The organism is Pseudomonas sp. MYb185 (genome assembly GCF_002979975.1).
Taxonomy (GTDB): Bacteria; Pseudomonadota; Gammaproteobacteria; order Pseudomonadales; family Pseudomonadaceae; genus Halopseudomonas.
In genome coordinates, this window is record NZ_PCQD01000005.1 from 68,275 (window position 1) to 90,504 (window position 22,230).

Genomic DNA, 22,230 nt, shown 5'->3' on the forward strand with positions numbered 1-22,230 from the left:
AATGGTGTCAGCGTGGATCAGGCTGATGCGATCCACTTTCAACAATGAACTGAAAGGGGCGACACTCTTGAAAGCGTTCACGGTGATTGTCGGGTTGGCCTGCGCACTGGTCGGGCTGGTGCTGGCTCTGGGTGGTGGCTATCTGGTGACGCTGGGTGGCAGTTGGTATTACCTGCCGGCGGGTGTGGCCATATTGGTTGCCGGGATACTGATTGCAAGAGGACGTACATCCGGAGCCCTGCTGTTCGCCCTGGTTTTCCTGCTATCGGCAGTCTGGGCTATCTGGGATGCGGGTTTCGAATTCTGGCCGCTGGTGTCGCGCCTGTACATGCTGGCGGTGATGGGGCTGGTCATCGCTTTCATCTATCCCTCGATGGTGCGCCGCACTGGCGAACTGCCGGGACGGAGCGCGGTGGTGGTGCCGGTCATCATGCTGGTAGGCGTGGTCGCCACCTTTGCCGCCATGTTCATTCCAATGAACAGCCAGCTGGCCACCCGTGACCCGGTACGCACGCCCCTGGCCGACGGTGTCGAGCAGGCTGACTGGATGCACTGGGGCAACACCACCCATGGTGACCGTTTTGCCGCACTGGATCAGATCACGCCGGAGAATGTCACGCAGTTGGAGGTGGCCTGGACCTTCCGTACCGGGGAGCTGCCGGAAAGCACCGGCTCCGGTGCCGAAGACCAGAATACGCCTCTGCAGGTCGGCGATACCCTGTACTACTGCAATGCCTACGGCAAGGTCTTCGCTCTGGATGTGGACGCTGGTGAGCAGCGCTGGATGTTCGATCCTGAAGGGCACGCTCCGGTCTGGCAGCGTTGCCGTGGCCTGGGCTATTTTGCCGAGGAGGGCGCCAGCACCCTGGCCGGCGAGACCGGCGACAGCCCGGCGGCCAGTTGTCAGCGCCGACTGTTCCTACCCACTGGGGATGCCCGCCTGCTTGCCATCAATGCCGAAACCGGGGAGCTCTGCGCCGATTTCGGTGACAATGGCACCGTCGATCTCAAGGTCGATATGGGCGAGGTGAAGGATGGCTTCTATCAGCAGACCTCCACGCCATTGGTGGCCGGTGAGCTGGTGGTGGTTGGCGGCCGTGTGGCCGACAACTTCTACGTGGGTGAGCCGCCGGGCGTGGTGCGCGCTTATGATGTGCGCAGCGGCGACCTGGTCTGGGCCTGGGATCCGGGCAATCCGGACACCACCCGCCGCCCGCCGGCAGGCGAGACCTATACCCTGGGTACGCCCAACGTCTGGTCGGCAATGTCCTATGATGCCGAGCTGGGGCTGATCTACCTGCCTACCGGCAACACCACTCCGGACTTCTGGGCTGGCCAGCGCACCGAGCTGGATGATCTGTACAGTTCCTCGCTGGTCGCGGTCGAGGCGCAGACTGGACGGGTGCGTTGGCACTATCAGATGACCCACCATGATATCTGGGACTTCGACCTGCCGGCCCAGCCGCTGCTGTACGACATCCCGGACGAGCAGGGCGGTAGTGTGCCGGCAGTGGCCCAGGTGACCAAGCAGGGGGAAATATTCCTGCTCAACCGGGTGACCGGCGAGCCGATTGCCGAGGTGGAAGAGCGGCCGGTGCCCGCCGGTAATCTGGAAGGCGAACGCTACGCGCCAACCCAGCCGTTCTCGGTGGGCATGCCGTCGATCGGTAACGAGACGCTGGTGGAGTCGGATATGTGGGGCGCGACCCTGCTGGACCAGTTGGTGTGTCGTATCCAGTTCGCCGGTATGCGCCATGAGGGTGTATACACCCCGCCGGGCCTGGATCGCGCGTTGCAGTATCCCGGTTCGCTGGGCGGCATGAACTGGGGCAGTGTGGCGGTGGACCCGACTACCAGCTACATGTTCGTCAACGACATGCGTCTGGGGCTGGCCAACTACATGCTGCCGCGTGAGGACATTCCTGCTGACGCCAGTGGGATCGAGATGGGTATCGTACCGATGGAAGGCACACCCTATGGCGCCATGCGTGAACGCTTCCTGTCGCCGCTCGGCATTCCCTGCCAGAAGCCGCCATTCGGCACCATGTCGGCCATCGACCTGAAGACCCGTGAGCTGGTGTGGCAGGTGCCGGTGGGCACGGTGCGCGACACCGGCCCGATGGGTATCAAGATGCGCCTGCCGATTCCGGTGGGCATGCCGACCCTGGGGCCATCGCTGGCCACCGAGACCGGCTTGCTGTTCTTCGCCGGCACTCAGGACTATTACCTGCGGGCCTTCGACAGCTATACCGGCAGGGAAATCTGGAAGTCCCGTCTGCCGGTGGGTAGCCAGGCTGGCCCGATGACCTATGTGTCACCGCACAGCGGCAAGCAGTACATCGTCATCACCGCCGGCGGCGCGCGGGTATCGCCTGACCGTGGCGATTATGTGATCGCCTACGCCCTGCCGGATTGATCGAATTCCGGCTCAACGGGAGACAGGGTTTCCTGGGAGGTACCAGCCCCCAGGAAACCCATGGACACGGTGGTCTGCCGCTTTACTTCCCCAGCGAAAACTCCTAACCTTTCGCCTGCTTCAGGTGTCCACCAGCTCGGCTGGTGGGTGAAACTGGGAAGCCGGTGCGTCTTGATATTTCAGACTATTCCGGCGCTGCCCCCGCAACGGTAAATGAGTGCCAGCCACCTCTAGGTGCGTCCTGGCGGATGATTCAGAGTGACCACTGTGCCTGCACGGGAAGGTCGCATCATCGGATAGGCATTATCCACTCATGAGCCCGGAGACCGGCCTGTCGCATGTCACAGCAGTGCGGCGGGCTCTGTGGGTGTAGCGTTTCATGCTGTGTCTGGAACCGTCTCCCCAACTCCGTTCGCCGACTGCATAACCAGCCATGCCGTACGGGTGAGTACGGCGACGGAGCACCGATGACGTTTGCACGCACCTCCCTGGCGCTGGCCCTGATGGCCACTGCCGGTTTTTCCCATGCCGAATCCCTTTCCCTGGACAACCAGGTCGTTACCGCCACGCGCACCGGACAGTCCCTGGGTGCCAACCTTGGCGCAGTAACACGACTGGACCAGCGCGCCATCCAGCGCCTGCAGCCGACCGATATGCTGGATCTGCTGCGGCGCACCCCATCGCTGAGCATCGTCAACAATGGTGGCGCGGGCAAGTCCAGCACCGTTGGCATTCGCGGCAGCAGCAGTGACCATGTGCTGGTGCTGATCGATGGCGTGCGTATTGGCTCGGTGACCAGTGGAAGTGCTGCGTTGCACAATCTGCCCATCGAGCAGATCGAGCGTATCGAGATCGTGCGTGGACCACGCTCCAGTCTGTATGGCTCCGAAGCCATTGGCGGGGTGATCCAGATCTTCACCAAGCGTGGAGCCGGCGGTGATCCCAAGCCGTGGATGTCGCTCACTGCCGGCAGCCGCAACCATCATGAGGGCAGTGCCGGGGTCTCCGGCGGGATCGGGCAAGGCTGGTACAGCGCGGCGGTGACCAGCCTGTCCACCCGGGGCATCGATGCCCGGCCTGGCAAGGGGGACCCGGATAACGATGGTTACCGTGAACTCTCCGGCAACCTGCGCGCCGGCTATCGCTTCGACAATGGTCTGGAGCTGGAAGGTCATGTGCTGGAATCCCACTCCCATAGCGACTTCGACTCGGGCTACAAGGCTAACAACGACTCGAAGCTGAAAACCCACGGGCTCAATGCCCGCTTCTCACCGCTCGAACCCTGGCGGGTGACGCTGCAGGCGGCGCGCAGCGAGGACAAGAACGACACCTTCAATGGCAGCACCTTCAACAGCCGTTTCGATACCCGGCGCGACAGCCTGGGCTGGCAGAACGATATCGATCTTGCCCCCGGCCATCTGCTGACCCTGGGTTTCGACCACCTGACCGATGAGGTCGGCAGTAGCGTGGCCTACAGGGAGAACCGCCGTACCAACAAGGGCTACTACGCCCAGTATCTGGGACAACATGGCGTGCATGAATGGCAGATGAGCCTGCGTCATGATGACAATGAACAGTTCGGTCGCTACAACACCGGCAGCATTGCCTATGGCCTGAGCCTGACCGACAACCTGCAATGGGTGGCCAGTTACGGCACCGCGTTCAAGGCGCCGACCTTCAACCAGCTGTACTACCCCGGCTTCGGTAACCCGGATATCAAGGAAGAAACCTCGCGCAATATCGAGACTGGACTGCGTGGCGAGCACGACTGGGGTAACTGGGCGGTCAACCTGTTCCGCAATGAAGTGGACGATCTGATTTCCAGCGTAAACCTCGGTGGCGGTATCTATCTGTCGGAGAACATAGACAAGGCGGTGATCAAAGGCGTGGAGCTCGAGATTGCCCGCCATTGGCTGGGTTGGGACTGGAGCAGCAACCTGACTCTGCAGGACCCCGCCAACCGTACCTCTCGCACGGGACAGGGTGATCTGCTGGCCCGCCGGGCCGAGCAGATGTTCAACCTGGATATCGATCGCCGTTTCGGCCGCATTGGCGTCGGTGCCAGCCTGCATGCCGAGGGCCGGCGTTGGGATAACGCGGCCAATACCATCGAGCTGCACGGCTACAACACCGTCGACCTGCGCGCCGAGTACTGGCTCAGCCATGCCTGGCGGCTGCAGGCGCGTATCAGCAACCTGTTCGATACCGATTACGAGACCGCTGCCAGCTACCAGCAGCCGGGTCGTGCCGGCTATCTGACGGTGCGTTATCAACCCTTGTAACAGCAGGACCACATCCACAGGAGGATGACATATGTTGGCACTATCCAAGCGCGGCCAGTTGGCCGTAGGTATCGTTCTGGTGCTGTTGATGGCCATTACCCGGGGCAGCCACTTCAGCACGGTCAACCTGCCCGGCGCATCCTGGGCGGCGTTCTTCCTCGCCGGCGTGCTGCTGCGCCCGCGCTGGGCCTTTCCGTTGCTGTTTCTGCAGGCGGTGTTCATGGATGTCATGACCGTCGGCTGGAGCAATGCCGGGCACCATTGCATGACCATCGCCTACTGGATGCTGCTGCCGGCCTATGGCTCGCTGTGGCTGGGCGGTCGGCTATACGCGGGTTGGCATCGCGAGCAGCCAACCAGTCTGCTGGTGCTGGGCGGGACCATGGCCGCCAGCGCGCTGGTCTGCCAGAGCTTTTCCAGCGGCGGTTTCTACTGGTTGTCGGGGCGTTATCCCGACCCGACCCTGCTCGGCACCATCGAGCGCCTGGCGACCTATTATCCCAAGTACCTTGGCTCGCTGGCCTTCTATGTGGCCATCGCTGCGGCGCTCTATATCGGCTGGCAGCTGCTGGCCCGCCAGCGGGTTGCCGAGGGTGGCAAGGTATGAGCGAGTCCACCGAACGGGATGAGCGCCACCGCCAGCGCATGCAGCGCAAGAAGGCGGTGGTCGATGAGAAGATCGCCCAGGCCCGTGAGGAGCGCGGGCTGCTGCTGGTGCTGACCGGCAACGGCAAGGGCAAGAGCAGTTCCGCCTTCGGCATGGCGGCGCGCGCCCTGGGTCATGACATGCAGATTGGCATCGTCCAGTTCATCAAGGGGGCTGCCAGTACCGGGGAGGAGCATTTCTTCCGGCGTTTCCCGGAACAGGTGCGTTATCACGTGATGGGCGCCGGTTTCACCTGGGAAACCCAGGACCGCCAGGACGATATCGCCAAGGCGCAGGCGGCCTGGGCGGTGGCGGTGGAGCTGATGCGCGATGAGAGTGTGGCGCTGGTGATTCTCGACGAGCTGAATATCGCTCTCAAATATGGTTATGTGCAGCTGGACCAGGTGCTGGCCGATATCGCCGCGCGCCCGCGCCACCAGCATGTGGTGGTGACGGGGCGCGGTGCGCCGCCGGGACTGGTCGAGGCGGCCGATACGGTGACCGAGATGGGCGTGGTCAAGCATGCCTTCAAGGCGGGTATCAAGGCGCAGAAGGGAGTGGAGTTCTGATGAACGCACAATGTCCGGCAATGCTGATCGCCGCGCCTGCCTCGGGGCAGGGCAAGACTACCGTTACCGCCGCACTGGCCCGGCTGCACAGCCGCAACGGCAAGCGGGTGCGGGTGTTCAAGTGCGGGCCGGATTTTCTCGACCCGATGATCCTGCAGCGGGCCAGCGGCCAGCCGGTGTATCAACTGGACCTGTGGATGGTCGGCGAAGAGGAGAGCCGCCGGCTGCTGTGGCAGGCGGCGCAGGAGTCGGACCTGATCCTGATCGAGGGTGTCATGGGACTGTTCGATGGCACGCCCTCGGCGGCGGATCTGTCCCGGCGTTTTGGTGTGCCGATCATGGCGGTGATCGACGGTGCGGCCATGGCCCAGACCTTCGGTGCGCTGGCCCATGGGCTGGCGACCTTCCAGCCGGACCTGCCGTTTGCCGGGGTGCTGGCCAACCGCATTGGCAGCGCCCGGCATGCAGAGATCCTGCGCGACAGCCTGGGCGAGGGGATGGGCTGGTTCGGTGCGCTGCCCAGGGATGCTGCCGTGGAGTTGCCGAGCCGGCATCTGGGGCTGGTGCAGGCCGAAGAGCTGGCGGATCTCGACGCGCGGCTGGACGCTGCCGCCGACGCGCTGGAACAGAGCGCCGATACCCGCTTGCCCGAGCCGGTGAGCTTTGCCGCTGCACCGCAAGCGCTCGTTGAGCCGTTGCTGGCAGGGGTACGGATCGGTGTGGCACGGGACACGGCCTTCGCCTTTATCTACCAGGCCAACCTGGACCTGTTGCGCAGTCTGGGCGCGGAGCTGACTTTCTTCTCGCCACTGGCTGACAGTCAACTGCCGGAGGTGGACAGCCTGTATCTGCCAGGAGGTTATCCTGAGCTGCATCTGGATGCCTTGTCGGGCAACCAGTCGATGCTGGCCGCTATCCGCGCCCATCATGACGACGGCAAGCCGATCCATGCCGAGTGCGGCGGAATGCTCTATCTGTGCCATTCATTGGCAGATATGGCGGGCGCGCGTGGCGAGCTGGTGGGTCTGCTGCCCGCCACGGCGCAGATGCAGGGCCGGCTGGCCGCCCTGGCATTGCAGGAGGTTGCTCTGCCGGAAGGCAGTCTGCGTGGCCATACCTACCACCGCTCCGTGCTGGAGTGCGATCTGGAACCACTGGCACAGGGTGAGTGCCCGAACTACCGGCGCACGGCCGAACGGGTATGGCGTATCGGCCGCTTGACCGCGTCCTATATCCACTTCTACCTGCCAGGCAATCCGGCTGCCGCTGCGGAGCTGTTTCGCCCATGAGCGGGCAGGGCTTTTCCGATGCCGAACGGGCTGGGGTGTACCGGGCCATCCGCGAGCGCCGGGACATGCGCCATTTCAGTGGCGGTGAGGTGGCTCCGGAAGTGCTGAGCCGCTTGCTGCAGGCCGCTCATCAGGCGCCGAGCGTCGGACTGATGCAGCCCTGGCGCTTCATCCGGATTACCCGACCGGCGCTGCGCCGGGATATCGCGCAACTGGTGGAGCAGGAAAGATTGCTCACCGCCGAGGCCTTGGGCGAACGCGGTGACGAATTCATGCAGCTCAAGGTCGAAGGCATCCTCGACTGTGCCGAGCTGTTGGTGGCGGCGTTGCCGGACGGACGCGAGCGGCACGTATTTGGCCGGCGCACGCTGCCGGAAATGGATCTGGCATCGGTTGCCTGCGCCATCCAGAACCTCTGGCTGGCGGCCCGCGCCGAAGGGCTGGGCATGGGCTGGGTGTCACTGTTCGATCCGCAGGCGCTGGGCGCACTGCTGAAGCTGCCGCAAGGCGCCCGCCCGGTGGCCATTCTCTGCCTCGGCCCAGTGGAGGAGTTCTATCCACGCCCGATGCTGGTCGAACAGGGCTGGACCGAGGAACAGCCGCTGGCGGAGCTGGTATTCACCGATGCCTGGGGGCAGCAGGATGACTGAACAGCAGCGCCGGAGACTGCGATGTTGACGGGGCTGCTGATGGCGCTGGCGGTGCTGCTGGATCACTTGTTGGGCGAGCCGCGGCGTGCGCACCCGCTGGTGGCATTCGGGCGAATGGCCGATGTGCTCGAACGTTGGATGAACCGGGGCGAGCGGCGTCAGTTGCGCGGATTGCTGGCCTGGCTGTTGGCGGTGGTGCCGCTGACACTACTGGCCTGGGCGCTGGCCAGCCTGCCGCAGATTGGCTGGCTGCTCTCGATACTGCTGCTGTATCTGGCCATCGGTCTGCGCAGTCTTGGCGAGCATGCCCAGCCCGTGGCCCTGGCGCTGCGGGCCGGTGATCTGTCGCAGGCGCGCCGCCGGGTGAGCTATATGGTCAGCCGGCAGACTGCCGAGCTGGATGCCACTGCCGTCGCTGCCGCGACCACTGAATCGGTACTGGAGAATGGCAGCGATGCGGTCTTCGCCGCGCTGTTCTGGTTCGCCGTGCTGGGTGCGCCGGGCGTGGTGCTGTATCGCCTGGCCAATACCCTGGATGCCATGTGGGGTTATCGCAATGAACGCTTCCAGCGGTTCGGCTGGGCTGCGGCACGGCTGGATGATGCGCTCAACTGGCTGCCGGCCCGGCTGGTGGCCTTGACCTATGCGCTATTGGGTAATACGTACCAGGCCTGGTCCTGCTGGCGTCGGCAGGCGCCGCAGTGGGATAGCCCGAACGCCGGACCGGTCATGGCTGCTGGGGCGGGTGCGCTGAATGTGCGGCTGGGCGGGGCGGCGATCTATCATGGCGAGTTGCATGAGCGTCCGCTACTGGGCGCCGGTCGGCCGGCAGCGGCAGACGATATTGACCGTGCACTGCGTCTGGTACGACAGGGCGTCTGGTTATGGCTGGTGGTGGCTTTGGTCATCGGGTTGGTCTGGCATGCTTGAGCACGGCGGTCGCCTGCTGGAAGCCGCTACCCGGTTCGGCATCCCGCCGCAGCAGTGGCTGGACCTGTCAACCGGGCTGGCTCCCTGGCCCTGGCCACTACCGGCCATTCCGGCCAGCGCCTGGATGCGTCTGCCCGAGCCGGATGATGGTCTGGAGTCCATCGCCTGCGCCTACTACGGTGCGTCCGCGGTACTGCCGGTGGCCGGCTCCCAGGCCGCGATCCAGGCCTTGCCCCGGCTGCGAGCACCCTGCCGGGTAGCGATCATCGGGCCCTGTTATGCCGAGCACCAGCATGCCTGGCAGAGCCAGGGCCATCAGGTGCAATCGCTGACTGCGGAGCAGTTGTCTGCTGTGCTGGATGAGCAGCCGGCCGCGCCGGTATTCGATGTGGTGGTGCTGGTCAATCCGGACAACCCCACCGGTCGCGTGCTGGATCGAGCCACTCTGCTCGATTGGCACGCGCGGCTGTTCGCCAGCGGTGGCTGGCTGGTCATTGACGAAGCCTTTGCCGATGCGCAACCCGCCTGCAGCCTGGCGGACTGTGCCGACCAGGCGGGGTTGATCGTGCTGCGTTCGGTGGGCAAGTTCTTCGGCCTGGCGGGAATACGTCTGGGTTTTGTACTGGCTGAGCCGGCATTGCTGTCCGCGCTGGAGGCCCTGTTGGGGCCCTGGGCGGTGAGCGGGCCGGCGCGTGCCGTGGGACGCTCAATACTGGCGGATAGCTCCCTGCAGCAGGCCTGGCGGCTGCGCTTGCAGGAGGATGCGGTGCGCTTGCAGGAGCTGTTGATCCGCTGTGGGCTGTCCCCGGCGGGTGGCTGCGAGCTGTTCCAGTGGGTGACTGCCATCGATGTGGCCGGGGTGTACCAGCAGATGGTCGAGCGCGGCATTCTGTTGCGTTGGTATCGGCAGCCTGCCGGGCTGCGCATCGGCCTGCCCGCCAACCAGGCGCAATGGCAGCGGCTGGAGCAGGCATTCAGCGACGTGATGCGGACCATGGGGAGCAGTAGAGCATGAGCACCTTGATGATTCAGGGCACGACCTCCGATGCGGGGAAAAGCACGCTGGTGACCGCATTGTGCCGCTGGCTGCGGCGCCGGGGCGTGCGGGTGGTCCCCTTCAAACCGCAGAACATGGCCTTGAATGCGGCGGTGACTGCCGACGGTGGCGAGATCGGCCGCGCCCAGGCGGTGCAGGCCGCCGCCGCGGGGCTGGAGCCGCACACCGACATGAATCCGGTGCTGCTCAAACCCAATACCGATACCGGCTCGCAGGTGATCATCCATGGTCACCCGGTGGGCAATATGAATGCCGTCACCTATCACGCCTACAAGCCGACTGCCATGCAGGCGGTGCTCACCTCCCACACCCGTCTGAGCCGTGACTTTCAGGTGGTGATGGTGGAGGGCGCTGGCTCGCCGGCGGAAATCAACCTGCGTCAGGGTGATATCGCCAACATGGGCTTTGCCGAGGCAGTGGATTGCCCGGTGCTGCTGATCGCCGATATCGACCGCGGCGGCGTGTTTGCCCATCTGGTTGGCACCCTGGAGCTGTTGTCCGCCAGCGAGCGGGCGCGGGTGAAGGGATTCGTCATCAATCGTTTTCGTGGGGACCTGGCCTTGCTGCAGCCGGGGTTGGACTGGCTGGAGCAGCGCACCGGCGTACCGGTGCTGGGTGTGCTGCCCTATGTGCATGACCTGCATCTGGAGGCGGAGGATGCGCTGGATACGCGCCAGGCGGACAGCGCAGCGGAGCAGTTGCGGGTGGTGATCCCGGTACTGCCGCGCATCAGCAACCACACCGATTTCGATCCGCTGCGCCTGCATCCGCAGGTTGATCTGCGCTTCGCCGCACCGGGTCAGCCGTTGCCGCCAGCGGACCTGATCATCCTGCCCGGCTCGAAAAGCGTGCGTGCCGACCTGGCATTCGTGCGTGCCCAGGGCTGGGATGCAACAATCCACCGGCACCTGCGCTACGGTGGCAAACTGTTGGGCATCTGTGGCGGCCTGCAGATGCTCGGCCGGGAGATCAGTGACCCGCTCGGGCTGGAGGGGCCGGCCGGGCGCAGTGCCGGTCTGGGCTTGCTGGATTTTGCCACCCGACTGACGAACGAAAAACGCCTGACCCGGGTCGAGGGCCAACTGCTGGCGGGCGGGGTGCCGGTGCGCGGCTATGAGATCCATGCCGGGGTCAGCAGTGGGCCGGCCCTGTCCGAGCCGCTGATCCGGCTGGATGATGGTAATCTGGATGGCGTGCTGAGCGCCGATGGGCAGATCGCCGGGACCTACCTGCATGGTCTGTTCGAAGCGCCGCAGGCGGCCGCCGCACTGCTTGGCTGGGCCGGCCTGAGCGGAGCCCGGGAGCTGGATTATGCGGGGCTGCGCGAACGGGATATCGAGCGTCTTGCCGACCTGATCGATAAGCATATGAATGCTGATAAACTACTTGCTCTATGCGGGGTAACTAATTGATTGAATTGATACTTGGCGGTGCCAGATCCGGCAAGAGTCGGCTGGCCGAGCAACTGGCCCAGGACGCTGGGCTGGAGGTGATCTATATCGCCACCAGCCAGCCGCTGGATGAGGAAATGCGCGCGCGTATCGCCCATCACCGTCAGCAGCGGCCGGCACACTGGGGGCTGATCGAGGAGCCCCTGGCCCTGGCGCAGGTGTTGCGTGAGCAGGCGGACGCGCGGCGCTGTCTGCTGGTCGACTGTCTGACCCTGTGGCTGACCAATCTGCTGCTGGATGGGGACCCCGAGCGGCTGGGGCGTGAACGTCAGGCACTGCTGGAGGTGCTCGAAGGGCTGCCGGGCCGGGCGATTCTGGTCAGCAATGAAACCGGCCTGGGCGTGGTGCCGATGGGTGAGCTGAGTCGCCGCTATGTGGATGAGGCCGGCTGGCTGCACCAGGCGCTCGCACACTGTTGTGACCGGGTGCAGTTCTGCGTCGCCGGTCTGCCGATGCTACTCAAGGGAACCAGGGAGACAGGCAATTGAGTTTATCTGAACAGAAGATCGTGCCTGCAGACTGGTGGCAGGCGCCGGTAGCGCCGGTGCATCAGCCTGCACGGGAGCAGGCCGCTCAGCGCCAGACCCAGTTGACCAAGCCGCAGGGTGCCCTGGGCCGGCTGGAACAACTGGCGATTCAGTTGGCCGGCTGGCAGGGCACTCCCGTTCCGCAGTTACAGCGGGTATGGATCAGTGTATTTGCCGGCGACCACGGGGTGGCGGTGGAAGGCGTATCCACGGTGCCACAGGCGGTAACCGGGCAGATGCTGCGCAACTTCGCCGCTGGCGGCGCGGCGATCAGCGTCATGGCCCGCCAGTTGGGGGCGACCCTGGATCTGCGTGATCTGGGGTTGGCAGTGCCCATCGAGCCGCTGCCCGGCGTGCATCACCTGAATCTGGCAGCGGGCAGCGCCAATCTGCTGCATGAACCGGCCATGACCAACGCGCTGTGTCAGCAGGCATTGCTGGCCGGTTGCCAGGCGGTAGTCGATGCAGCCGGGCAGGGCGCGCAGCTGTTTATCGCCGGAGAAATGGGAATCGGCAACACCACGCCGGCCTGCGCCATGGCCAGCCTGCTGCTGGACCAGCCGGTCGCCGCGCTGGTCGGCCCCGGCACCGGCCTGAATGCCGAGGGGCTGAGGCACAAGACCGAGGTCATCGAGGCGGCGGTGGGCCTGCATGGTCCGCAGTGCCATAGTGCACTGGACGTGCTGACCCGCCTCGGTGGGCTGGAAATCGCCGCGATTGCCGGTGCCTATCTGGCAGCGGCGCAGCAGGGCATCCCGATGCTGGTGGACGGCTATATCTGTTCCATCGCCGCGCTGTGTGCGGTACGCCTGAACCCGGCCTGCCGCGAGTGGATGCTGTTCGGCCATCGCAGCGCCGAGCCGGGCCACACCGCAGTACTGGCAGCGTTGCAGGCCGATCCCTTGCTGGATCTGGGCATGCGCCTGGGCGAAGGCACCGGTGCGGCGGCCAGTGTACCGCTGCTGCGCATGGCCTGCGCGCTGCACAATGACATGGCCACCTTTGCCGAGGCGGCGGTGGCTGCCGAGCCTGCGGCATGCTGACCCTGGATCTGTTGCGTCATGGCGAGACCGAGCGCGGTGGCGGCTTTCGCGGCAGTCTGGATGATCTGCTGACGCCGGTCGGCTGGCAGCAGATGCGGGAGGCGACGCTGCAGCCGGAGCCCTGGGACGCGATCATCAGTTCCCCCTTGCGCCGCTGTGCCGATTTCGCTTTCGCCCTGGCGCAGCAGTGCAGGTCGCCGCTGGTGCTGGTGGAGGATCTGCGCGAGCTGCATTTCGGCGATTGGGAAGGGCGCCAGGCCAGCGAGTTGATGGTTGAACATGCCGAGGATCTCGGGCGTTTCTGGGCCGATCCCTATCAGTTCTGCCCTCCGGGCGGAGAACAGATGGAGCTCTTCGAGCGGCGGGTGCTGAACGCCATCGACGAGCTGTACCAGCGCCGCGCCGGGGAGCACCTGCTGCTGGTTACCCATGGCGGGGTGATGCGTCTGCTGGCGGCCAGGGCCCGCGGTCTGGCGCGGGAAGGGCTGCTGCAGGTCGAGGTTGGGCATGGCCAGCGGTTACGCCTGCAGGTCAAGGAAGGCGGGGAGCTGCACGAATGCCCTTGCTGATTGCGTTGCAGTTCCTGACCCGGCTACCGGTGCGCCTGCCGCGCTTGCCCACGCCGGAGGAAAGCGGTCGTTCGCTGCTCTGGTATCCGCTGGTGGGGTTGTTGCTGGGGGCTGCACTACTGCTGGGCCACTGGTTGTTGAATGGCGTATCGATAGGCTTGCAGGCGGCACTGCTGCTGACCCTGTGGGTCTGGCTCAGCGGTGGGCTGCATCTGGATGGCCTGGCCGATACCGCCGATGCCTGGGTTGGCGGCTATGGTGATCGTGAGCGCACCCTGGCGATCATGAAAGACCCGACCTGCGGACCTATTGGCGTGATCAGCCTGGTGCTGCTGTTGCTGCTGAAGCTGACCGCGTTGGTGGCACTGTTGCAGGCCGGGCAGTGGGGCGCGCTGTTGCTGGCGCCCTGGCTGGGGCGCTGGGTGTTGCCGTTGCTGCTGTTCAGCACGCCCTACGTGCGTCCCGGTGGGCTGGGTCAGGTGCTGGCCGAGCATATGCCGCGTCGCAGCCTGCCGCTGTTGCTGGGCATCCATGCGCTGGCGATGTTGCTGTTTGGCTGGACGGGGCTGTTGGTACTGGTGGTGGCGCTGCTGGTGCTGCTGGTGGTGCGTCATTACCTGTGTCAGCGCCTCGGCGGCACCACCGGCGATACCGCCGGTGCTCTGGTCGAACTGGTGGAAACCGCGGTGCTGGTGAGTTGCGCCGTGGTCTGAACTTTTTCCGGCAGCGTTCATCTGACTGTAATGCAGGGGCCATAAGGTGACTATGTGACTTCACCCCCTGCAACAGGGAAACGGAGGAAAACAAGATGAACGAGTACGAAGAAGAATTGCTGGAACAGCGTGCGCAGGATTGGGACCACGACGTGGAAGACGCCGAGGAGATGTAGGGAGGCGTCGTCCCTGCTCCGAACGATTCCATGATCCAGGGGAGGTCGAGCGCGACCCGGTCGAGTTCCATCTCCACCAGCGGCGTATCCGCCTAGTCCCCGTGTCGAGATGGAACTCGACACTCCCAGCAAGTCGCAGCTCTCTGGAAGGTCGAGCGCGACCCGGTCGAGTTCCACCTCGACCAGCGGTGTATCTGCCCAGTCCCCGTGTCGAGATGGAACTCGACACTCCCAGCAAGTCGCAGCCCTCTGGAGGGTCGAGTTCCACCTCGACCAGCGGCGTATCCGCCCAGTCCCCGTGTCGAGATGGAACTCGACACTCCGGGCAAGTCGCAGTTCTCTGGAAGGTCGAGCGCGACCCGGTCGAGTTCCACCTCGACCAGCGGCGTATCCGCCCAGTCCCCGTGTCGAGATGGAGCTCGACACTCCGGGCAAGTTGCAGCCCTCTGGAGGGTTGAGTTCCACCTCGACCAGCGGTGTATCCGCCCAGTCCCCGTGTCGAGATGGAACTCGACACTCCCAGCAAGTCGCAGCCCTCTGGAAGGTCGAGTTCCACCTCGACCAGCGGCGTATCTGCCCAGTCCCCGTGTCGAGATGGAACTCGACACTCCCAGCAAGTCGCAGCCCTCTGGAAGGTCGAGTTCCACCTCGACCAGCGGCGTATCTGCCCAGTCCCCGTGTCGAGATGGAACTCGACACTCCCAGCAAGTCGCAGCCCTCTGGAAGGTCGAGTTCCACCTCGACCAGCGGTGTATCCGCCCAGTCTCCTTGTCGAGATGGAGCTCGACACTCCGGGCAAGTTGCAGCCCTCTGGAAGGTCGAGTTCCATCTCGACCAGCGGTGCTGCCCGATACACCGCCATGGAGCTGATGCTCGTCGCTCCCGGTTTGTTAGCGCTGTACAGCCTGTGTCTCCCGACTCTGCCGGCGATATTGTCCCGGCGCCATGCCGGTCCAGCGCTTGAACGCCCGCTGGAATGCCGCGGGTGATGAAAACCCCAACAGAAACGATACTTCCCCCAGGGCTGTTTCCGTATCGCGGATATAGCTGAGCGCCAGATCCCGCCTGATTTCATCGATGATGTCCTGAAACCGCGTATTGTCTTCGATCCGCAGCCGGCGGCGTAATGTCCAGCCGGGCAGCCCCAGTTGGCCGCCCACTTCGTCCAGCGTCGGCAAGCGACTGTGCAACTGTGGCGATACGATCTCCTCGACTCTTTCCCGCAACCGGCGATGCCGGGTCAGCTCCCGCAACTGCTGCTGGCACAGGGCGAGCAGCTGCTCATGGGTGGTTGCGGCACTCTGCACCGGTTGCAGTTCCAGGCTGGCCGGTTCCCACAGCAGCTGGTTGTGTTCCTGTTCGAACAGCACCGGACAGCCGAACAGGTGCTCGTAACGCTCGACATACGCCGGGGCTGGAAACTCGATATGCACTTCACGCAACCGCGCGGCGCCCAGGGTCAGCTGGCGTGCCAGCTGCATGCGCGAGGCCAGTGCCGAGTCGACCACGAACAGGTTGAAGGCGTTGTAGGGACTGATCGAGTAGAAGCGGGTGGCGGGTGTCTGGAAGCTGGAATGGCCGCGGTAGTTCTGGCTCACCAGCCGCTCGAAGCGCACCAGCGTCTCGAATGCAGCGGCCAGCGTCGGCGCGCACTGTGCGGCGGCCCCGGGGAGGCCGAAGTGGCTTGGTTGGCTGTGCAGTCCCATCAGCAGACCCAGATCGGCCCGCCCGCTGAGCTGCATCGCCGCATGCCCCAGGCGCATGAAGCGCGGGATGCTGATGCGCGCCTGCGCCTGGGCCAGCAGCGCTGCGCTGATCCGGTAGCGACGCAGCAGCGGCTCCGGATCATGGCCCAGGCTGTGCAGCGCCGCCTGCAGGCTGTACAGATAGCCGACCGACAGGTCACCCAGCTTCATTGTCATCCCTCCTTCTAATCGGAGTCAGAATGTAACCCAGGGTTATGAAAATGTCATTTGAGGTGATTGAGCGCTGCCGGAGACCAGCCTATTGTCTGCTGCATACCAAAGCCGGACGATGAGCCGGCGGCCTGATGATGATCTTGGAGCACGAGCATGACCGCACAGACACTCTATCCCCATATGCTGGCCCCGCTGGACCTGGGCTTCACCACCCTGCGCAATCGCGTGTTGATGGGGTCCATGCACACCGGCCTGGAAGAACGCCCGCAGGGCTTCGAGCGCATGGCTGCCTTCTTCGCCGAGCGTGCCCGGGGCGGCGTCGGGCTGATCGTGACCGGCGGCTTCGGTCCCAACACCGAGGGCAGTGTGGGCAAGGGCGCGGCCAAGCTGACCACGCCCGAGGAAGCCGAGCAGCACAAGGTGGTGACCCAGGCGGTACACGAGGCGGGTGGCAAGATCTGCCTGCAGATCCTGCACGCCGGGCGTTATGCCTTTACCCCGGAGCAGGTCTCGGCCAGTGCGGTGCGTTCGCCGATCAACCCCTTCACCCCGCAGGAGCTGGATGAAGCAGGCATCGAGAAGCAGATCAGCGATTTCGTCAATTGTGCCGCGCTGGCGCAGCGTGCCGGTTATGACGGCGTCGAGATCATGGGGAGCGAAGGTTACTTCATCAACCAGTTCCTGGTGGCGCGGGTCAACCAGCGCACCGACCGCTGGGGCGGCAGCTACGAGAACCGCATGCGCCTGCCGCTGGAGATCGTGCGCCGGGTGCGCGCGGCGGTGGGTCCCGAGTTCATCATCATCTACCGGCTGTCGATGCTGGATCTGGTGGAGGATGGCAGCAGCTGGGACGAGGTGGTGCTGCTGGCCAGGGAAATCGAAAAGGCCGGGGCGACCATCATCAACACCGGTATCGGCTGGCACGAAGCGCGCATTCCGACCATCGCCACCAAGGTGCCGCGGGCGGCCTTCACCAAGGTGACCGCGCGACTCAAGGGCGAGGTCTCCATCCCGCTGATCACCACCAACCGCATCAATACCCCCGAAGTGGCCGAGCAGGTGCTGGCCGAGGGTGATGCCGACATGGTGTCCATGGCCCGGCCGTTCCTGGCCGACCCGGAGTTCATCAACAAGGCCGCTGCCGGCCGTGCCGATGAGATCAATACCTGCATCGGCTGCAATCAGGCCTGTCTGGATCACACCTTCAGTGGCCGATTGACCAGTTGCCTGGTCAATCCGCGGGCCTGTTATGAAACCGAGCTGAATTACATCCCCACCCGAGAGGTCAAGAAGATCGCCGTGGTGGGTGCTGGTCCGGCGGGTCTGGCTGCTGCCACGGTTGCCGCCCAGCGTGGCCATGAGGTGACCCTGTTCGATGCGGCTGCGGACATCGGCGGCCAGTTCAATGTCGCCAAGCTGATCCCCGGCAAGGAAGAGTTCTACGAAACCCTGCGCTACTTCGCCAAACGTATCGAGGCGACCGGCGTTCAGCTCAAGCTCAATACCCGGGTGGGTGCTGGTGATCTGACTGATTTCGACGAGGTGATCCTGGCCACCGGTATCGTGCCGCGCACGCCGGCCATCCCCGGTGTCGAGCATCCGAAGGTCATTGGTTACCTGGATGCGATCCTGCAGCGCAAGCCGGTAGGGCAGAAGGTCGCGGTGATCGGTGCCGGCGGCATTGGCTTCGATGTGTCCGAGTTCATCTGCCATGCCGGTGAGAGCACCAGTACCAACACCGGATTGTTCTGGAAGGAGTGGGGCATCGACCCCGAGCTGCAGGCCCGGGGTGGTATCGCCGGGGTCGAGCCGCAGCCGCATCCGCCGGCGCGTGAGGTGTATCTGCTGCAGCGCAAGGCCAGCAAGGTCGGTGCCGGGTTGGGCAAGACCACCGGCTGGATCCACCGTGCCGGCCTGGCCAGCAAGCAGGTGAAGATGCTCAATGGGGTCGAGTATCTGCAGATAGACGATCAGGGCCTGCACATCCGCCGGGGTGATGAGATCAGCGTGCTGCCGGTCGATACCATCATTCTCTGCGCCGGGCAGGAGCCGCTGCGCGAGCTGCACGATGGCCTGCTGGCGGCCGGCAAGCCGGTGCACCTGATCGGTGGTGCGGATGTGGCCAGCGAGCTGGATGCCAAGCGCGCCATCGATCAGGGATCGCGACTGGCGGCCGTGCTCTGATCTCTGCCAAGTCTGTCACATCCCGGGTGTGATGTTTTTCTTAAACTGCGCGGGGGCGGATGCAAACGCCCCGAAAAAGGTGCACAGTGGCGGAATCACAAAAACGGATGGGCAGTGGGATGAGTGCGAGAGACCAGGGCAGAATACAGAAGCCGTTGCTGACTGAAGCGGTGATGTTCTTTTCTGAGCATGGTATCTCGCGGGAGATGCTGTTCCCCGAGTTCGAAGCATTGCTCGATGGTCTGGTGGCCGCGCCCGAATGCGCCGACGAGACCATCGAGGCGGTGTTCCTGCAGATCAATCACCGCCTGCATGTCCGCGCGGCGGTGTTTTTCACCATCGATTTCGATATGGACGGCTGTGTCAACCGTCTGTGGAACCTGCCGTTGCGTCAACTGGCGGAGAAGGCCGGGCGAGGCCCCGATATGGGCGGTGGGCCGATTCGGCTGGTCTGTCTCGGTTTCTGCAACAATAACGAATACCGCGCCAGCCTGTGGAAGCCGCAACAGCGTGGCGGCAAGGCGGACCTGAGCCTGATCAAGCAGGCGGTCACCCGCAATACCCTGGGCATTATCGGCGAGGACGAGGAGGCGCAGGCGGTACTGGCCACCGACAACCTGCAGATGGCTGCCGAGGAAGCCTGGTATGGCAATGCCTCGGCTCTGGAAAGCGCTCCCCAGGCGGTGGAGGAGGATCTCGCTGCGCAGATGGAGGCGCTGAGAAAGCTCCATGCCAGCGAAATCGCCGACCATCTGCGCCAGATTGCCGAGTTGCAGAATCGCCTGCGACTGCAGGAGCAGGCGCACCGCCAGCAACTGGAAAGCCTGCGCGGCCAGCATGCCGACCAACTTACGGTGGCCCAGGGTGAACTGCTGGATATCAAGCGCGAACTTGCCGAGCAACAGAAGCTCAACACGCTATTGCGCCGTGAGTTGAGCAAACTGCAGAGCCGCACTCACATGGATAGCGAATAAGCGTCCCAAGCCTGATCCCCTCCCACTGCATTTGCCAGAAGCCGCTCTGCTGCGGATAATTGCTGCTTGTCCGTGCGTCAGCAGCGTTGTGCGGAATTTCTCAAGCCGACTACAGAGAGTGGTGTATGGAGCATTTCCGCAATATCGGGTTGATCGGCCGTCTGGGCAGTGGCCGGGTGGTGGATACCCTGCGTCGTCTCAAGCGTTTTCTGCTGGACAAGGGCCATACCGTGATACTCGAGGATGCCGTGGCCGACCTGCTGCCGGGGCATCAGTTGCAGGTCTGTTCTCGCGCGATGATGGGCGAGATCTGCGATCTGGTGATCGTGGTCGGTGGTGACGGCAGCCTGCTCGGCGCCGCCCGTGCGCTGTGCCGCTACAACGTGCCGGTGCTGGGGGTGAACCGTGGGGGGCTTGGATTTCTCACCGACATTTCCCCGGAGGAACTGGAGCAGCGGGTCGGGGCCGTTCTGGCCGGAGAATACATGGCCGAATCGCGCTTCCTGCTGGATGCCTTTGTCTGTCGTGACGACGAGCAATTGGGCAATAGTGAGGCGCTGAACGATGTGGTGCTGCACCCCGGCAAGTCGGCGCGGATGATAGAGTTCGAGCTGTTCGTCGACGGTCAGTTCGTCTACAGCCAGAAGTCAGACGGCATGATTGTCGCCACCCCGACCGGCTCCACCGCTTACTCGCTGTCGGCCGGCGGGCCGATCATGCATCCCAAGCTGGATGCGGTAGTACTGGTGCCCATGTTCCCGCACACCCTGTCCAGCCGCCCGATCGTGGTCGAGGGCAACAGCGAGATCCGGGTGGTTATCAGTCGGCAGAACGAGATCTACCCCCAGGTCAGCTGCGACGGCCAGGTACATATCGCCTGTGCCCCCGGCGATACCCTGATCATCCGCAAGAAACCGCAGAAACTGCGACTGATCCATCCCCTGGACCATAACTTCTACGCGATCTGCCGCAGCAAACTGGGCTGGAGCAGTCGTCTGACGGAATGACAAACATGGCGCTGGAACAATGGCAGGGCTACGACATCATCGGTGATGTGCATGGTTGTGCGCATACGCTGGAGGCGTTGCTCGAGCGCATGGGTTACGCACGTATCGGCGGCGTATGGCGTCACCCGCAGCGCCAGGCGCTGTTTCTCGGCGACATCATCGATCGCGGTCCGCGCATCCGTGAGGCGCTGCTGCTGGTGCGCGACATGATCGAGGCCGGCAGTGCCCGCTGCATCATGGGCAACCATGAATTCAATGCGCTGGGCTGGATGACGCCGGCCCCGGCCGGCAGTGGCCGGCGTTACGTGCGTGAGCATACCGAGCGCAACCAGCGGCAGATCCAGGCGACGCTCGAACAGTTCAGCGGTCGCGCCGCCGAGTGGGACGAGTTCGTCGACTGGTTCTGGACCCTGCCGCTGTTCCTCGATATGGGGCCGTTCCGTCTGGTGCATGCCTGCTGGGATGATCAACTGATTGAGTCATTCTCCGCGCAGTACCCCGATGCTTGCCCCGATATCGAATTTCTCCAGGCCTCGGTGGAGCGTGACGGTTTTGCCGATCAGGTGTTCGACCGCCTGCTGCGTGGTATCGGTATGCCCCTGCCGCATGGCCTGACCATGACCGGTCGTGACGGCTTTACCCGGGCCATGTTCCGTACCAAGTTCTGGGAGGAGGCGCCGCAGACCTACGGTGATCTGGTGTTCCAGCCCGATGGCCTGCCCGAGCATATTGCCATCCGCCCGCTGACCGACCGGCAGAAGCGTGAGCTGCTGATATATGGCAGCGATCAGCCGTTGCTGTTCGTCGGGCACTACTGGCAGCAGGGCGTGCCGCAACCGCTCCGGAAGAATCTGGCCTGCCTCGACTACAGTGCGGTGAAATACGGCCGCCTGGTGGCCTATCGCTGGAGCGGCGAGCAACGGCTGCTGCGGGAAAACTTTGTCTGGGTGGACGTGAGATGAGCAAGTACCGTGCAATGCATTGCCGGCTGGATGAAGACCTGAGCCAGCTGACCGGCTTTCTTCGCCGCCAGGGCGTACCGCACCGCATCACCGAGGAGCGCGGGCAGCAGGTGGTCTGGACCCGGGATGAAGCCGATGCCGAGCTGGTTCGGGTGCTGTATGCCGAGGGCGTACCGCAGCAGGAGGCCAGACCGCTGACCGCCCGACCTGTCCGCCGGCTGAACTGGAAACAGCTGCTGCGACATGTACCAGTCACCCTGACGGTGCTGGCGATGACCGCCGTGGTGGCGCTGTTGACCGGTATCGGCAGCAATATCTCGGCTATCGTGCTGTTTTCCTTCGTGCCGGTGACCGACACGGGTTATCTGGCCACCGAGCTGGATCTGCAGCAGTGGTGGCGGCTGTTCACTCCGATATTCCTGCATTTCGGCTGGTTGCATCTGGCGTTCAACGCCTTGTGGTACTGGGAGCTGGGCCGGCGTATCGAACTGCGCTCCGGTAGCCTGTGGCTGCTCGGGCTGACGCTGTTGTTCGCCCTGGTATCCAACCTGGCGCAATGGATATTCAGCGGGGCGGTACTGTTCGGCGGGCTGTCCGGGGTGCTGTATGGCCTGCTGGGTTATTGCTGGCTATACCAGATGCTGTCGCCCAATGTGCATTTCGACCTGCCCAAGGGGGTGGTGGTGATGATGCTCGCCTGGCTGGTGCTGTGCCTGTCGGGTGTGGTGACCATGCTCGGCTTCGGCGCCATCGCCAATGCCGCCCATGTTGGCGGCCTGCTGATCGGGTGTGCCTGCGGTGCGATTGCCGGTGGTCTGCAGCGGATGCGCTGAATGTCCGGGCCCGAACAGGTACAATGTCGGCAT

General features: G+C 64.2%; 19 protein-coding genes and 1 riboswitch. Of the genes, 18 read left to right on the top strand and 1 reads right to left on the bottom strand.

Features of this window, described 5'->3' with window-relative positions; genetic code table 11:
- The first annotated feature begins 25 nt into the window (after positions 1-25).
- From CQ007_RS09190 to CQ007_RS09250, 13 genes are all read left to right on the top strand, one after another.
- Positions 26-2,416 carry a membrane-bound PQQ-dependent dehydrogenase, glucose/quinate/shikimate family gene (locus CQ007_RS09190; RefSeq protein WP_105645405.1) on the top strand — a complete coding sequence of 797 codons (2,391 nt, stop codon included), beginning with the start codon at positions 26-28 and terminating at the stop codon, positions 2,414-2,416.
- Positions 2,417-2,521: 105 nt separating this feature from the next.
- Positions 2,522-2,766: riboswitch (cobalamin riboswitch) on the top strand.
- 117 nt (positions 2,767-2,883) lie between these two features.
- A complete protein-coding gene (gene btuB, locus CQ007_RS09195) occupies positions 2,884-4,698 on the top strand; it encodes a TonB-dependent vitamin B12 receptor (protein ID WP_105645407.1) in 1,815 nt (604 codons plus the stop codon).
- 31 nt (positions 4,699-4,729) lie between these two features.
- Positions 4,730-5,305 (top strand): hypothetical protein, encoded by a 576-nt coding sequence (locus tag CQ007_RS09200; RefSeq protein ID WP_105645409.1) that lies wholly within the window; start codon positions 4,730-4,732, stop codon positions 5,303-5,305.
- Positions 5,302-5,913, top strand: coding sequence for a cob(I)yrinic acid a,c-diamide adenosyltransferase (gene cobO / locus CQ007_RS09205; RefSeq protein ID WP_105645411.1), 612 nt, complete (start codon positions 5,302-5,304; stop codon positions 5,911-5,913). The genes CQ007_RS09200 and cobO overlap by 4 nt, the downstream gene beginning before the upstream one ends.
- Entirely contained in the window at positions 5,910-7,202 is a 1,293-nt protein-coding gene (locus CQ007_RS09210; protein ID WP_105645413.1) for a cobyrinate a,c-diamide synthase, read from the top strand. The genes cobO and CQ007_RS09210 overlap by 4 nt, the downstream gene beginning before the upstream one ends.
- Positions 7,199-7,852: a 5,6-dimethylbenzimidazole synthase gene (bluB, locus tag CQ007_RS09215; protein ID WP_105645415.1), complete on the top strand. Its 654-nt coding sequence runs from the start codon at positions 7,199-7,201 to the stop codon at positions 7,850-7,852. Before CQ007_RS09210 ends, bluB begins: the two co-directional genes overlap by 4 nt.
- Before the next feature lie 21 nt (positions 7,853-7,873).
- On the top strand, positions 7,874-8,782 hold the full coding sequence (gene cbiB / locus CQ007_RS09220; RefSeq protein WP_105645417.1) for an adenosylcobinamide-phosphate synthase CbiB: 909 nt from the start codon (positions 7,874-7,876) through the stop codon (positions 8,780-8,782).
- A complete protein-coding gene (gene cobD, locus CQ007_RS09225) occupies positions 8,775-9,797 on the top strand; it encodes a threonine-phosphate decarboxylase CobD (RefSeq protein ID WP_105645419.1) in 1,023 nt (340 codons plus the stop codon). The genes cbiB and cobD overlap by 8 nt, the downstream gene beginning before the upstream one ends.
- Positions 9,794-11,251, top strand: coding sequence for a cobyric acid synthase (locus CQ007_RS09230; protein ID WP_105645421.1), 1,458 nt, complete (start codon positions 9,794-9,796; stop codon positions 11,249-11,251). The genes cobD and CQ007_RS09230 overlap by 4 nt, the downstream gene beginning before the upstream one ends.
- Positions 11,248-11,778, top strand: coding sequence for a bifunctional adenosylcobinamide kinase/adenosylcobinamide-phosphate guanylyltransferase (cobU, locus tag CQ007_RS09235; RefSeq protein WP_105645423.1), 531 nt, complete (start codon positions 11,248-11,250; stop codon positions 11,776-11,778). The genes CQ007_RS09230 and cobU overlap by 4 nt, the downstream gene beginning before the upstream one ends.
- 20 nt (positions 11,779-11,798) lie before the next feature.
- Entirely contained in the window at positions 11,799-12,860 is a 1,062-nt protein-coding gene (cobT, locus tag CQ007_RS09240; protein ID WP_256582271.1) for a nicotinate-nucleotide--dimethylbenzimidazole phosphoribosyltransferase, read from the top strand.
- On the top strand, positions 12,854-13,429 hold the full coding sequence (gene cobC / locus CQ007_RS09245) for an alpha-ribazole phosphatase family protein (protein ID WP_105645425.1): 576 nt from the start codon (positions 12,854-12,856) through the stop codon (positions 13,427-13,429). Before cobT ends, cobC begins: the two co-directional genes overlap by 7 nt.
- Positions 13,417-14,142 (top strand): adenosylcobinamide-GDP ribazoletransferase, encoded by a 726-nt coding sequence (locus tag CQ007_RS09250; RefSeq protein ID WP_105645427.1) that lies wholly within the window; start codon positions 13,417-13,419, stop codon positions 14,140-14,142. Before cobC ends, CQ007_RS09250 begins: the two co-directional genes overlap by 13 nt.
- A 1,066-nt stretch (positions 14,143-15,208) precedes the next feature.
- Here the strand turns inward: CQ007_RS09250 and CQ007_RS09255 are convergent.
- Entirely contained in the window at positions 15,209-16,234 is a 1,026-nt protein-coding gene (locus tag CQ007_RS09255) for an AraC family transcriptional regulator (protein WP_371919815.1), read from the bottom strand.
- A gap of 156 nt (positions 16,235-16,390) precedes the next feature.
- Between CQ007_RS09255 and CQ007_RS09260 the strand changes: the two genes are divergently transcribed.
- The 5 genes from CQ007_RS09260 to CQ007_RS09280 all read left to right on the top strand — a co-directional run bounded on the left by CQ007_RS09260 (position 16,391) and on the right by CQ007_RS09280 (position 22,197).
- Positions 16,391-18,421: an NADPH-dependent 2,4-dienoyl-CoA reductase gene (locus tag CQ007_RS09260; protein ID WP_105645431.1), complete on the top strand. Its 2,031-nt coding sequence runs from the start codon at positions 16,391-16,393 to the stop codon at positions 18,419-18,421.
- Between the two features lie 119 nt (positions 18,422-18,540).
- Positions 18,541-19,395: a hypothetical protein gene (locus tag CQ007_RS09265; protein ID WP_146114558.1), complete on the top strand. Its 855-nt coding sequence runs from the start codon at positions 18,541-18,543 to the stop codon at positions 19,393-19,395.
- Positions 19,396-19,520: 125 nt separating this feature from the next.
- Positions 19,521-20,402 carry an NAD(+) kinase gene (locus CQ007_RS09270; RefSeq protein WP_105645435.1) on the top strand — a complete coding sequence of 294 codons (882 nt, stop codon included), beginning with the start codon at positions 19,521-19,523 and terminating at the stop codon, positions 20,400-20,402.
- 5 nt (positions 20,403-20,407) lie between these two features.
- Positions 20,408-21,364, top strand: coding sequence for a metallophosphoesterase (locus CQ007_RS09275; protein WP_105645437.1), 957 nt, complete (start codon positions 20,408-20,410; stop codon positions 21,362-21,364).
- Positions 21,361-22,197 carry a rhomboid family intramembrane serine protease gene (locus tag CQ007_RS09280; RefSeq protein ID WP_105645439.1) on the top strand — a complete coding sequence of 279 codons (837 nt, stop codon included), beginning with the start codon at positions 21,361-21,363 and terminating at the stop codon, positions 22,195-22,197. The genes CQ007_RS09275 and CQ007_RS09280 overlap by 4 nt, the downstream gene beginning before the upstream one ends.
- The last annotated feature ends 33 nt before the right edge of the window (positions 22,198-22,230 follow it).

Bases quoted from the DNA above. Each gene is read 5' to 3' on its own strand.
- cobO (WP_105645411.1), top strand. From the start codon at position 5,302: ATGAGCGAGTCCACCGAACGGGATGAGCGCCACCGCCAGCGCATGCAG.
- CQ007_RS09275 (WP_105645437.1), top strand. From the start codon at position 20,408: ATGGCGCTGGAACAATGGCAGGGCTACGACATCATCGGTGATGTGCAT.
- CQ007_RS09255 (WP_371919815.1), bottom strand. From the start codon at position 16,234: ATGAAGCTGGGTGACCTGTCGGTCGGCTATCTGTACAGCCTGCAGGCG.
- CQ007_RS09190 (WP_105645405.1), top strand. From the start codon at position 26: ATGCGATCCACTTTCAACAATGAACTGAAAGGGGCGACACTCTTGAAA.
- cobD (WP_105645419.1), top strand. From the start codon at position 8,775: ATGCTTGAGCACGGCGGTCGCCTGCTGGAAGCCGCTACCCGGTTCGGC.
- CQ007_RS09270 (WP_105645435.1), top strand. From the start codon at position 19,521: ATGGAGCATTTCCGCAATATCGGGTTGATCGGCCGTCTGGGCAGTGGC.
- CQ007_RS09265 (WP_146114558.1), top strand. From the start codon at position 18,541: ATGAGTGCGAGAGACCAGGGCAGAATACAGAAGCCGTTGCTGACTGAA.
- bluB (WP_105645415.1), top strand. From the start codon at position 7,199: ATGAGCGGGCAGGGCTTTTCCGATGCCGAACGGGCTGGGGTGTACCGG.
- cbiB (WP_105645417.1), top strand. From the start codon at position 7,874: ATGTTGACGGGGCTGCTGATGGCGCTGGCGGTGCTGCTGGATCACTTG.
- CQ007_RS09200 (WP_105645409.1), top strand. From the start codon at position 4,730: ATGTTGGCACTATCCAAGCGCGGCCAGTTGGCCGTAGGTATCGTTCTG.
- CQ007_RS09250 (WP_105645427.1), top strand. From the start codon at position 13,417: ATGCCCTTGCTGATTGCGTTGCAGTTCCTGACCCGGCTACCGGTGCGC.
- CQ007_RS09260 (WP_105645431.1), top strand. From the start codon at position 16,391: ATGACCGCACAGACACTCTATCCCCATATGCTGGCCCCGCTGGACCTG.
- cobC (WP_105645425.1), top strand. From the start codon at position 12,854: ATGCTGACCCTGGATCTGTTGCGTCATGGCGAGACCGAGCGCGGTGGC.
- btuB (WP_105645407.1), top strand. From the start codon at position 2,884: ATGACGTTTGCACGCACCTCCCTGGCGCTGGCCCTGATGGCCACTGCC.
- CQ007_RS09230 (WP_105645421.1), top strand. From the start codon at position 9,794: ATGAGCACCTTGATGATTCAGGGCACGACCTCCGATGCGGGGAAAAGC.
- CQ007_RS09280 (WP_105645439.1), top strand. From the start codon at position 21,361: ATGAGCAAGTACCGTGCAATGCATTGCCGGCTGGATGAAGACCTGAGC.